General features: G+C 57.8%; 12 protein-coding genes. All 12 read left to right on the forward strand.

The window, feature by feature from the left end:
- Positions 1 to 247 precede the first annotated feature (247 nt).
- The 12 genes from ACODSV_RS26935 to ACODSV_RS26990 all read left to right on the forward strand — a co-directional run bounded on the left by ACODSV_RS26935 (position 248) and on the right by ACODSV_RS26990 (position 12,142).
- Positions 248 to 1,387, forward strand: a complete 1,140-nt coding sequence (locus ACODSV_RS26935) for a transporter substrate-binding protein (protein ID WP_134939422.1) — start codon at positions 248 to 250, stop codon at positions 1,385 to 1,387.
- Positions 1,384 to 1,977: an ANTAR domain-containing response regulator gene (locus ACODSV_RS26940; protein ID WP_134939423.1), complete on the forward strand. Its 594-nt coding sequence runs from the start codon at positions 1,384 to 1,386 to the stop codon at positions 1,975 to 1,977. The genes ACODSV_RS26935 and ACODSV_RS26940 overlap by 4 nt, the downstream gene beginning before the upstream one ends.
- Positions 1,974 to 2,822, forward strand: a complete 849-nt coding sequence (locus tag ACODSV_RS26945) for an ABC transporter permease (RefSeq protein ID WP_134939424.1) — start codon at positions 1,974 to 1,976, stop codon at positions 2,820 to 2,822. Before ACODSV_RS26940 ends, ACODSV_RS26945 begins: the two co-directional genes overlap by 4 nt.
- A complete protein-coding gene (locus tag ACODSV_RS26950; protein ID WP_134939425.1) occupies positions 2,823 to 3,749 on the forward strand; it encodes an ABC transporter permease in 927 nt (308 codons plus the stop codon).
- A 41-nt stretch (positions 3,750 to 3,790) separates the two neighbouring features.
- Complete coding sequence (locus ACODSV_RS26955; RefSeq protein ID WP_134939426.1) at positions 3,791 to 5,410, forward strand: ABC transporter substrate-binding protein; 1,620 nt, start codon at positions 3,791 to 3,793, stop codon at positions 5,408 to 5,410.
- A gap of 75 nt (positions 5,411 to 5,485) precedes the next feature.
- The gene (locus ACODSV_RS26960; protein WP_134939427.1) at positions 5,486 to 6,433 is read left to right on the forward strand and encodes an acetamidase/formamidase family protein; all 948 of its coding nucleotides are present in this window, start codon (positions 5,486 to 5,488) and stop codon (positions 6,431 to 6,433) included.
- Positions 6,434 to 6,488: 55 nt separating this feature from the next.
- Complete coding sequence (locus ACODSV_RS26965) at positions 6,489 to 8,234, forward strand: ABC transporter ATP-binding protein (RefSeq protein ID WP_134939428.1); 1,746 nt, start codon at positions 6,489 to 6,491, stop codon at positions 8,232 to 8,234.
- A 515-nt stretch (positions 8,235 to 8,749) separates the two neighbouring features.
- Positions 8,750 to 9,298: a hypothetical protein gene (locus ACODSV_RS26970; protein ID WP_489046857.1), complete on the forward strand. Its 549-nt coding sequence runs from the start codon at positions 8,750 to 8,752 to the stop codon at positions 9,296 to 9,298.
- Between the two features lie 165 nt (positions 9,299 to 9,463).
- Entirely contained in the window at positions 9,464 to 10,144 is a 681-nt protein-coding gene (locus tag ACODSV_RS26975) for a cupin domain-containing protein (RefSeq protein ID WP_004574802.1), read from the forward strand.
- Positions 10,141 to 10,725 carry a TetR/AcrR family transcriptional regulator gene (locus tag ACODSV_RS26980; protein ID WP_004574803.1) on the forward strand — a complete coding sequence of 195 codons (585 nt, stop codon included), beginning with the start codon at positions 10,141 to 10,143 and terminating at the stop codon, positions 10,723 to 10,725. The genes ACODSV_RS26975 and ACODSV_RS26980 overlap by 4 nt, the downstream gene beginning before the upstream one ends.
- 59 nt (positions 10,726 to 10,784) lie before the next feature.
- Positions 10,785 to 11,561, forward strand: a complete 777-nt coding sequence (locus ACODSV_RS26985) for an SDR family NAD(P)-dependent oxidoreductase (RefSeq protein ID WP_004574804.1) — start codon at positions 10,785 to 10,787, stop codon at positions 11,559 to 11,561.
- Between the two features lie 14 nt (positions 11,562 to 11,575).
- On the forward strand, positions 11,576 to 12,142 hold the full coding sequence (locus ACODSV_RS26990; RefSeq protein WP_004574805.1) for an OsmC family protein: 567 nt from the start codon (positions 11,576 to 11,578) through the stop codon (positions 12,140 to 12,142).
- The last annotated feature ends 168 nt before the right edge of the window (positions 12,143 to 12,310 follow it).

Consider the following 12,310-nt stretch of genomic DNA (forward strand, 5'->3'; position numbering starts at 1 on the left):
TGTGCGCCTCTTATAGGTGCAAAATACTGCGATGCGGCTCAGACCAGTGCGCTGGCTGTCGTGGGCATTACGGATAAGGCCGGTTTTCAGCAAAAAACCAATGTGGCACACTTTTTCCATAAAGAAGTAAACGAGTAAGCCAGGCCCCGGCCTTTAAGTCTTGCCTACATCATGCGCCCCGGCGCCAGGTAATGAAGCCTGATCGACCAGTCCCCTGGTCGATCAGGCTTTTTTTTGGAGTGAATAAATGCGCCCCACGATCGATGTCGGACTCTTGCTCTCTATCGATGGGACTTACCAGTGCATAGGCCGGAATGCTTTGGCAGGGGCCGCACACGCACTGGCGGAAATTAATGCCAATGCCGATTACGCACTTGCCTTGCAGGTTACCCACATCAATCCGCAGGGCTTCTTGCACAGGTACAGCGAAGGCGCTGTTCAACTGATGCAGTCCGGGATTCGGCATATTTTTGGTACCACGACCTCGGCCAGCCGCAAGGAAATCATTCCGGACTTGGAGCAGAACGGGGGCCTGTTGTGGTACGCCTGTCCGTATGAAGGTTTTGAAAGCAGCGAGAACGTCCTTTATCTGGGCGGGTGCCCGAATCAGACGTTGATCCCGTTGTTGCGGTATGCCTTGCAGGCGTTCGGTTCATGCGCTGCGTTGATCGGTTCGAATTACATCTGGGGTTGGGAAAGCAACCGCGTCGCACGGGAAGTGCTCGAAGTCGCAGGCGGCACTGTGCTTCTGGAAAAGTACGTGCACTTGGGCACGACTCGCTTCAGTGAGGTGATCCAGACCCTGGTAACTGAAAAGCCGGCGTTTGTGCTCAATAATCTAGTCGGTGAGTCCTCCTACGTCTTCTTGCAGCAATTGGACGCGGCGTGTCACGCCGTCGGCTTGAATCTACCGGTGTTGAGCTGCAACCTGACTGAAGCCGAACTGCCTGAAGTCGGCGCCATGCGCAGCCTGCGCCTGTTGTCGTGCGGTCCGTTCTTCGAGGATGTAGACCGGGCTTTCAGCCAGCAGCAACGCCGCCAACATGGACTGCACCCGTTGTCGCATTTTTACACCGGGATGTACGTCGCCTTGCACTCGTTTGCAAAGGCCCTGAACCAGTGTGGCAGCGACGATCCCGAGCTCATTTGCAACTACCTCTACGAACACCCCCAGGACAGTGTGCTCGGCACGTTAAACATTTCTGCGCACAACAATCACAGCAGCCAGCCTTGCCATATCGCCGAATTGCGCGAAGGACGCTTTGTCGTACTGCACAGTGAAGCGCAATCGTTGCCAGCCGACCCTTACCTGACTGCCACTGACCTGAGTGAATTCCAACGCCTGCGCACGATTGCGCCAGCGCCCCGCCTGAGGATCGTCAAATGAGCCTGCTCAAACGCCCGGACTTCGAAAGTGGTCGATTGCTGTTGGTTGACTGCGAACCGCGTACGTTGGCCAGTCTGCAAAAAAGCCTGCAACGCCTGGGTATCACGCCGCAGGCGCTGTTTGAAGACGCGCAGGATTCGCTTGAAGGCTGCTTTACCGCCGTCGTCGACCTGGAGCACTTCGCCAGTCCCGCCACCCTGCAACGGCTTAACAGCACCGGCGTGCCCATCGTGGCGTTGACGCCCCACGAAACCCTGTCGCAGATCCAGCGCGCCATCGAGTTGGGTGCTACCGCCTTGTTGAACAAGCCGATTACCCAGGGCTCGGTCTACACCACGCTGATGATGGCGATCAGTTTGCGTGAGCGATTGGACAGTGATGCCCGAACCATCGAAGCGCTGTACCAGCGCCTCGGTGCGCGACCTCTGCTGGCCCAGGTATTGGCGCGGTTGATGGTCGAACACAAGATTGACGAGCGCGAGGCTTATGAACGCCTGCGCTGCCTGTCGATGCGCCTCAATCGCAGCCTGGATGACCTGTGTGCGGACATGGCCGCGGATTATCTTCAGCAAGGCGGGGCGTGCCAATGAAATTGTTGCGCGCCTTGATTCGCCGGCCCGCGGTGGCGTTGTCGTTGTTGTACATCGTCATCGTGGTGCTGTTGGCGCTGTTTGCACCGTGGATGAGCCCTCACGATCCGTCTGAACAATTTGTCGAAGGCCTGTCGATGGAGGGCGCGCCGCTACCGCCCGATATGCCTTATTGGCTGGGCACTGACCTGCTCGGCCGCGACTTGCTGTCGCGCCTGATCTACGGCGCACGTACCTCGCTGTTCATCGGCCTGCTTGCCAACGGCCTGGCCGTGCTGATCGGCACCTTGGTTGGTTTGAGCGCAGGTTTTCTGCAGGGCTGGATCGGCAGCACGCTGATGCGCTTTACCGACTTGATGATGGCGTTCCCGGCGTTGCTGTTGGCGATTGCGTTGTCTGCGATTTTCCAACCCAGCGTGTGGATCGTTGCGTTGGTCATCGCCATGGTCAACTGGGTGCAGATTGCCCGGGTGATCTACTCCGAGACCATCGCCCTGAGTGCCCGTGACTTCGTGGCCGTGGAGCGGACCCTGGGCGCAAGCTCGCTGCGCATCCTGTTTTCGCACCTGCTGCCCCATTTGCTGCCGACGATTCTGGTATGGGCGACCTTGGGTATTTCGACCACGGTGCTGCTCGAAGCCACCCTGTCGTACCTGGGAGTGGGGGTCCAGCCGCCAACGCCGAGTTGGGGCAACATCATTTTTGAAAGCCAGACCTATTTCACCTCCGCGCCATGGTTAGTGTTCTTCCCCGGTATCGCGATTGTCCTGCTGTCGCTGGCTTTCAACCTGGTCGGTGATGCCCTGCGCGATGAACTCGATCCTACCCTGCAAGGGAGAAGCTGAATGCTCGCCTTCATCACTCGTCGCATCGGCTATTCGTTGCTGATTTTGCTTGGCGTGACCTTCATCACCTATCTGCTGCTGTTCATGCTGCCTGCCGACCCGGCACGCCAGATTGCCGGGCGCAGTGCCACGCCGGAAGTGGTGGCGGGGATCCGTGCGCAGTTGGGGCTGGACCTGCCGTTCTATCGGCAGTACGCCAACTACCTGGGCAACCTGGTGCAGGGCGATCTGGGCCGCTCCTATATACAGCGCAGCCCGGTGACCGAGCTGATCGGCTCGCGCCTGCGGCCATCGCTTGAGTTGATGGCTGCCGGTATTGGTTTCGAGTTGCTGATCGGCATCAGCCTGGGTGTGATCGCGGCGTTGCGGCGCGACGGTTGGGCCGACAAGGCGCTTATGGCGCTCTCGTTCATCGGCGTGTCAGCCCCGCAATTCATCGCCGCGATGCTGTTTCTGTACTTCTTCGCCGTGAAACTGGGCTGGTTTCCGCTGGGAGGCTACGGCGGGTTCGAGCATCTGCTGCTGCCGGCGCTGACCCTGGGGATTCTTGGCAGCGGCTGGTACTCGCGGATGGTGCGCTCCTCGATGATCGAGGTGTTGCATCAGGACTTCATCCGCACCGCACGGGCCAAGGGCTTGAGCCGGGTGCGCGTGGTTCTGCGGCACGTACTCCCCAACGCCATCGTGCCGGTGATCCCGATGATCGGCATCGATATCGGCATCTTCATGGGTGGGCTTGTGGTGGTCGAGTCTGTCTTCGGCTGGCCGGGAATCGGCCAGTTGACGTGGCAAGCCATTCAGCAGGTGGACATTCCGGTGATTGTCGGCGTGACCACGGTTTCAGCGGTAGCCATCGTGCTGGGCAATCTGGTCGCAGACCTGGTGATCCCATGGGTCGATCCGCGCATCGACATCCAAAAACACTAAAAAACACACTAAAAAACACATCATAGGTAAGGGGCTGGAGCATGAATCGCAAAGCATTATCCTTGGCCATCGCGGCTGCATTGTTCGCCGGGAATCTTCTGGCCGATGACTTCGATCCAAACGCAAAAGACGGTGGCGCCGCAGTCATTACCTATCAGAACGACGTGGCCACACTTGACCCGGCCATTGGCTACGACTGGCAGAACTGGTCGATGATCAAAAGCCTGTTCGATAGCCTGATGGACTACAAGCCCGGAACCACAGAACTGGTCAAGGATCTGGCATCGGACTACACCATCTCCGATGACGGCACGGTCTACACCTTCACCTTGCGTAAAGGCGTGAAGTTCCACAACGGTCGCGAGCTCAAGGCCAGCGACGTCAAGTATTCCCTGGAACGCACCGTCAACCCGAAAACCCAGAGCCCGGGCGCCGGCTTCTTCAGCCCAATCGTGGGCTATGACGAAATGACCACCCAAAAGGCCGAGCACCTGTCGGGCATTGAAGTGGTGGACGACTATAGCGTCAAGATCACCCTCAAGGAAGCGAGTGCGACGTTCCTGCATGTGATGGCGATCAACTTCTCCTCTGTGGTGCCCAAGGAAGAAGTCGAGAAGTGGGGCGCCGATTTCGGCAAGCATCCGGTCGGCACAGGCGCCTACAGCCTGGCGCAGTGGAAGCTTGGGCAGCAGATCGTCTTCACGAAAAACCCGAACTATTTCAAGGCTGGCCTGCCGCACTTGGACAGTATCACCTTTGAAATGGGCCAGGACCCGATGGTCGCCCTGTTGCGCTTGCAAAAGGGTGAAGTCGACATCGCCGGTGACGGTGTGCCGCCCGCCAAGTTCCTGGAATTCAAGAACGATCCGAAGTTCAAGAACCTGGTGGTGACCGGTGACCAGTTGCAAACCGGCTACCTGACCCTGAAAACCACGTTGCCGCCGTTCGACAACCTCAAGGTACGCCAGGCGGTGAACATGGCGATCAGCAAGGATCGTATCGTGCGCATCATCAATGGACGTGCGGTCCCGGCCAACCAGCCGCTGCCACCGGCCATGCCGGGCTACGACAAGGACTATAAGGGCTATACCTATGATGTCGAGGCGGCGAAAAAACTGCTGGCAGACGCCGGTTTCGCCAAGGGCTTCGACACCGAGCTGTACGTGATGAACACCGATCCGCAACCGCGTATCGCCCAGGCCATCCAGCAAGACCTGGCCAAGGTCGGTATCCGGGCGCAGATCAAATCCCTGGCACAAGCCAACGTGATTGCAGCCGGCAGTTCCAAGGATCAGGCACCGATGGTGTGGTCAGGTGGCATGGCCTGGATTGCCGACTTCCCGGACCCGTCGAACTTCTACGGGCCGATCCTGGGCTGTGGCGGTGCGATTGACGGCGGCTGGAACTGGGCACTGTATTGCAACAAGACGCTGGATGCGCTGGCCGCCAAGGCCGACAGCATGGCGAAGCCGGAACAGCAAGCCGAGCGCACCGCGCTGTGGAAGAAGATCTTCATCGACGTGATGGCTGACGCGCCGTGGGTGCCAATCTTCAACGAGCAGCGCTTCACCGTGCGTTCTGTGCGCATGGGCGGCTCCGATGCGCTGTACGTCGACCCGGTTCACGTGCCGGTCAACTACGACTACATCTACCTCAAGTAACGCGCGGTCGACCTGACGATCAGCCTTTGCCACGCCTGCCAAAAGGCGTGGCCTTCAACGCGGAGACCTTTCCTTATGTGCCAGAACTGCCTGGTCAAGACCATTCACAGCGTCAACAGCCATTTTGGCTGGGACAACCGCTTCGAACCGACCGCGCGGGTAACGCCGGGCTCGATGCTTGAATTCTGCTGCCTTGATTCGTCCAACGGCTTCTTTACGCCCAACTCGGTGGTGAGCGACGTGGGCAAGGTACCGTTCGACAAAATCAACCCGGTGACCGGGCCGATTTTCGTCGAAGGGGCTGAACCGGGAGATGTGCTCAAAATTACCCTCGACAGCTTCAAACCCAGCGGCTTTGGCTGGACGGCGAATATTCCGGGCTTCGGCCTGCTGGCTGACCAGTTCAAGGACCCGGCCCTGGCCCTGTGGCATTACGACAAGGTCAACCTGGCTCCTGCGGCGTTCAGTGAATTTGCCCGTGTGCCGCTCAAACCCTTCGCTGGCACCATCGGCCTGGCCCCAGCGCAGGCGGGGTTGCATTCGGTGGTTCCACCACGCCGGGTCGGCGGCAATCTGGACATCCGGGACCTGTCCGCCGGCACCACGTTGTACTTGCCGGTGGAGGTCAGTGGCGCATTGCTGTCGATCGGCGATACCCACGCGGCACAAGGTGATGGAGAGGTGTGTGGCACTGCGATTGAAAGCGCCATGGACGTGGTGGTGAAAATCGACCTGATCAAGGATACCCCGCTGGCAACCCCGCGCTTCAGCACGCCTGGCCCGGTCACGCGCCACCTCGACGCTGCCGGCTACGAAGCGTTCACCGGGATCGGCCCGGACCTGATGCAAGCGGCGCGTCAAGCCGTGAGCAATACCATCGACTGGCTGTGCCGTGAACACGGTATGCCGGCAGAGCAGGCCTATATGTTGTGTTCGGTGTGCGGCGATCTGCGTATCAGTGAAGTTGTCGACCTGCCCAACTGGGTGGTGTCGTTCTACTTCCCGAAAGTCGTGTTTGCCTGATGCGTTTTCATTGCGAGCGTCTTGATGTAAGCCGCTTCAATCGCGAGGAGCTTTGATGAGTAACGGGATCTCCCAGCCGATTCTGTCGGTGCAGCATTTATCCATTGATGTCGGCCTGGGGGCCACGCCCCGGCGGGTGGTCGATAACCTTAATTTCGACCTGTATCCGGGGCAGACGCTGTGTATCGCCGGAGAGTCCGGTAGCGGAAAATCGCTGTCGTCGCTGGCGATCATGGGGCTGTTGCCTAAGGCTGTGCGGGTGGCGGAGGGCGCGATCAGGTTTGCCGAGCGCGACCTCATCGGGATGCCTGAGCGCGAACTTCAGCAGTTGCGTGGCAAACAGATTGGCATGATTTTCCAGGAACCGATGACCTCGCTGAATCCGCTGATGACCGTTGGCCAGCAGTTGGAGGAAACACTGCTGCGCCACGAACAGCTGGGGCGTCAGGCCTTACGCCTGCGGGTCAAGGAAGTGCTGGCGTCGGTACGCATGCCGCAGGTCGAAAAACGTCTGCAGCAGTACCCCCATGAACTCTCCGGTGGCATGCGCCAGCGTGTGATGATCGCGATGGCCATGCTTTGCCGGCCCAAGGTGTTGATCGCAGATGAACCGACCACAGCGCTCGACGTCACTATCCAGGCGCAGATTCTGGAATTGATGCGCGAGTTGCAGCAGGTGTACGGCACCAGCTTGCTGATGATCACTCACGACATGGGCGTGGTTGCGGAAATGGCCGACCAAGTGGTCGTCATGAATCATGGCCGTACCGAAGAACAGGCACCGGTGCGTCAACTGTTTACCCAGCCGCAGGCAGACTACACGCGTAAATTGCTCGCAGCCGTTCCAGTGTTGGGCACCGTTGGTCAACCGGATGACATCAGCCAGCAGCCTGTGATTTTGCAGGTTCGCGATTTGTCCGTACGTTTTCCCGTGCGTACCGGCTGGTTTGAGGAGAACCGGCAAGTGCATGCGGTCGAGGGCGTCAACTTCGAGTTGCGCCAGGGCGAAACGCTGGGGCTGGTTGGGGAGAGCGGCTGCGGCAAGTCCAGTACGGGCAAGGCCCTGATGAACATGCAGGCTTACCAGGGCAGCGTGAAGTTGTGCGGCAAGGAGCTCAACGGCCTGCAAGGCGCCGACCTTCAAGCGGTGCGGCGGGATATCCAGATGGTGTTTCAGGACCCCTATGCGGCCTTGAACCCACGTAAGAACATCCTGGAACTGGTGGGCGAGCCGCTGTTGATTCACCACCAATTGCCCCTGGCGCAACGTCAGGAGCGCGTCGCTGAGCTGCTACGCCAGGTCGACATGCCAGTCGACACGATGTATCGCTACCCTCACCAGTTCTCTGGTGGCCAGCGCCAGCGCATCTGTATCGCACGGGCGCTGGCGCTCAACCCGAAAGTCATCATCGCCGACGAATCCGTCTCGGCCCTCGATGTTTCGGTTCAGGCCCAGGTGCTGGAATTGCTTGAGCATCTGCGTGAGGTGCATCAACTCAGCTACCTGTTCATCTCCCATGACATGGCGGTGGTCGAGCGCATTTGTCATCGCGTGGCCGTCATGTACGGCGGTCAGATCGTCGAGATTGGCCGCCGCGATCAGGTTCTGGACAACCCTCAGCATCTCTACACCAAGCGCCTGCTCAGCGCCGTACCGATGCCGGATGTTGATCGCAAGCGTGATTTCAAGGCGCTGTTGCAGGAATTCGAGCAACCAAGCCCGATCAAGTCGAAGGGCTTTGAAGCGCCGGCGCAGAAGTTCCAGAACTTGGGGAACGAGCACTGGGTAGCAGTAGGCTAAGCGCCCTGATTCCAGAGCATTCTATGCTCTCAGCCCGTGCGTGTTGAACTGAAACTTTCGCGAAACTGATCAGATGCCAAAGAATTCGAACGACTCAGGAGCCAGCTGTGCGGTGATTATCTACGCGATAGCTGCAGTATCTTTTTGTTGGTCAAGAATTATTATCAGGAAAGCTGGGGCACCCTAGTAAGTAGCTAGCGGGGTTCGACGATCTGGTTGGAGCATTGCAGAAACACTAGGTGGCCTTCTCCGAAATCATCCCCAACGTTGAGGAGATTAAGATCATCGGTATCACCCAGGGGTAACGACACCGCCTCGGGGCGAGCGATCAATCGTCGGGTGGATGTTCGCTTGGTGCCGCAAGCAGGTGTTTGCGGGGCATCCAGCGTGGAAGTTGGTGGAACGGCTCGACGTGGAGCCGAAATTAACCGCGTTGTGAGTATAGAGCTATCACTGATAAACGAAGATGCAGCGACCTATCGCCTGCAAACGACTCCAGGGAGGAACAATCATGTGTGACAAAGATTGTCGTTGCTAATCATGGCTTTGATGCCATCAAATACTGGTCGCGCAACGCGCACCAAAGCGATGACACCGCATCGCTTTTCAATCTAGGTCTTGCCTACAACTTGGATGACGTGTCGCAAGATGTTGATGCCGTCGACTGTTGGCGCTTGGTCCTGCGCAAAGACGCGTCTAATGCAAAAGCGCCAGGCCGCATCCAGTCTGTGAAAACGCCACTCTTGGATTTGGCTCGCAAGTTTCAATCGTCCCGACAATCACTCTGCCAGCCGGAAGATCAGTGGTATTCGATCTACATCAACCCTTTCCAGCTCTTGAATTGCCCGAAAGACTTCGATTTCGGTGATCTTGAATCCAAGGTTGTCCAGAAATGGAAAAAGACGTTACTTCAGGAAATTGAGCTTGAGGAGGGAGAACTACATTGGATGCCTGGGCTACCGAGCGCGCAGAGGAAGACGTGCGACTCTATACCGGTATCGTTTAAGCAACGCCGTTTGCGGCGGGTCTTCACCGGCCCGTCGCTCCACCACGAAGCACTATAAGGGGACGATAGAGAATTCGGAAAAAATCGTACGCTAAGCTTCGCGAGTTCTTGTAACCAATTCATTGTTTTTTCAATGGATGAAAGAAAATGGCGAAAGCTATTTGACAAACAAATCGGGATCTTATAACTTACCTACCAAGTAGTCGGTAGATGAAATAAAGCCATGAAACTCAATTCAGATCTTTCGCAGCGTGTTGTCGTCGAGCCTTCAAGCTTACAGTGGGTCGATTCGCCAGCGACCGGGATTCAACGCCAGTTACTGGAGCGTGATGGCGACGAAGTGGCGCGTGCCACCTCGATCGTGCGATACGCGCCGGGCTCCGCTTTTGAAAATCATAAGCACGACTTGGGCGAGGAGATTCTGGTCCTGGACGGCGAATTCAGCGACGAATCCGGGACCTTCGGGCCTGGGACTTACATCAAGAATCCACCAGGTTCTTCGCATGCACCGAGCTCCGCGACGGGTTGCACGTTGTTCGTCAAGCTGCGCCATCTTGATCTAGCCGACAGCCAACGCACCGTGGTCGACACCCGTAACGGCCCCTGGTTTCCAGGCCTCGTGCCGGGTCTGTCGGTGATGCCACTTTCTGAGTTCGACACACAACATACGGCTTTGGTGCGCTGGGCCCCGGGGACACGATTCAATTCGCATCGTCACTACGGCGGTGAAGAAATCTATGTGTTGGAAGGCGTCTTTGAGGATGAGTTCGGAAGCTACCCTACCGGCACATGGATGCGCAGTCCGCATTTGAGTGCTCACCGTCCCTTCAGCAATACAGGCTGCACCATCCTGGTCAAGACAGGCCACCTGCCAGTCGCCGAATCAAATGAGGCGCTTGCATGAAGCATTTCTCCGAAATCTCGCCGACCGCCGAGCGGGTGGTCGATGCCGCTGAAGGGTTGGTACAGCAGCACGGCTACAACGGCTTCTCATACGACGACGTGGCCCAGTTGGTAGGCATCAAAAAACCAAGTATCCACCACCACTTTCCCAAGAAGGGTGAACTCGTGGCCGTGGTCGCACAGCGCTACACGCACCGGTTTCGTGAGGAGTTGCTGAGCATCGAAGGGCAGCATGCGAAAGCGCCTGACAGGCTAACTGCGTATGCGGCACTTTTCGAACGCACCTTCGCCAAGGACCGGCGCCTTTGTGTCTGCGGCATGTTGGGTGCCGAGTCGGACTCGCTGCCGGACGCCGTTGTGAGCGAGGTCGAGCGATTCTTTAAAGTCAATCTCGACTGGTTGACTCTTGTCGTTGCCGATGGTCAGCGTGCCGCGCTGATCACCTCGAATTCCACCCCAGAGGCTCTCGCAGAGGCATTCTTGTGCGCGTTGGAAGGCTCGATGATGGTGGGCCGTGGCATGCGGTCGTCACGCGGACCGGCCGAAGTTGGAAACACTTTTCTTTCCACCGTGTTGACCTGAGGTCGGCACTTTTTTTGCAACACAACCCTACCATTTAGTTGGTAGTTAAGGAGATTATTATGAGTACTGAATTTAATGGCAAGAAGTTGTTGGTCATCGGCGGCACTAGCGGGATGGGACTGCAAACTGCCCGCATGGTTCTTGAGCAAGGCGGAAGCGTCGTCATCGTCGGTCACCGTGAAGACAAGGCCGAAGAGGCCCGCAAGGCGCTGTCGTCGTTGGGCACCGTGACCGCCCTGACTGCCGATCTCTCGCGAGCCGAAGATGTGAAGCGACTCCTGCATACCATCGATGAACACCACAAGGACATCAATCTTCTGGTCAACGCGGCTGGGGTGTTCTTCCCGAAGGCGTTTCTTGAGCACACGGAAAGTGATTACGAACAATATTTGACGTTGAATAAAGCGTTCTTCTTCATCACACAAAAAGTCGTGGCCAATCTCGTGGCCAGCGAGCGTCCCGGCGCCATTGTGAACATCGGCTCGATGTGGGGCAAGCAGGCGATTGCGGCTACGCCGTCGTCCGCGTATTCGATGGCAAAAGCAGGTTTGCATTCGCTGACCCAGCACCTTGCGATGGAGCTGGCATCCAAACAAATCAGGGTCAATGCCGTTTCTCCGGCGGTTGTCGAAACGCCGATTTACGAGGGATTCATACCCAAGGCCGAGGTTCATGGCGCCTTACAGGGATTCAACAGCTTCCACCCAATCGGCAGGGTTGGGACGCCACAAGACGTCGCCGAGGTCATCCTCTTCCTGTTGTCGGACAAGGCAGCATGGGTGACGGGCGCAATCTGGGACGTTGACGGCGGCGTGATGGCCGGGCGTAACACATAATGGGGGAACGAGAAATGAACACAAACATTAAAGGAACTCCCGGCAACGGGATCAACGTCGGCGCATTGCGTGAGTTTGCAGATCAGGTCGCAGCAAAGCCCGCCGCAGGCATCGCGACGTTCGGCGTCGTGACAACCTGGGAGGGTGGCACCCGGACGCGTGCGCGAACCATGCCGCTCGTACTAGGTGACACGGCCTTGGCGCGCGGCTTTGTCATCGACGCGGACGAACCGGCAGAATTGCTCGGTACCGACACGGCCGCTAATCCACAAGAATTGATCCTGGCTGCGTTGAACGCATGCATGACTGCAACCTACGCGGCAAATGCGGCGGCAATGAACATCGAGTTGCAATCGCTGACTATCCGCACGAAGGGAAGCCTCGATCTGAGAGGTTTTCTTGGAATCGATCCTGGGATCAATCCAGGGTACGACCAGGTCGAGTATGAGGTCGAAATGGAGTCGTCGGCGGATTCGGCGGCGCTGAAAGCATTGCACGCGCAGGTGCAGCGAACATCGCCGAATTACCACAACTTCGCGAGAGCCATTGATCTCAAGGCCAAGCTGACCATTCTCCAATGATCGAGTCAGTGTTTCCCGTGGTTGGCTGACGGGAGGCCAAACCAGATGCGCTATGACGGAAGGTTCAACCTTCCGTCATCACGTTCTCTGGAATACGCAGTGTCAATTTGAGGTATGCCCTAACCTGACGTCAGGACAGCCTACCCAGAAACGTCCGGATAGACTCCA

This window comes from Pseudomonas sp. FG86 (genome assembly GCF_057808775.1).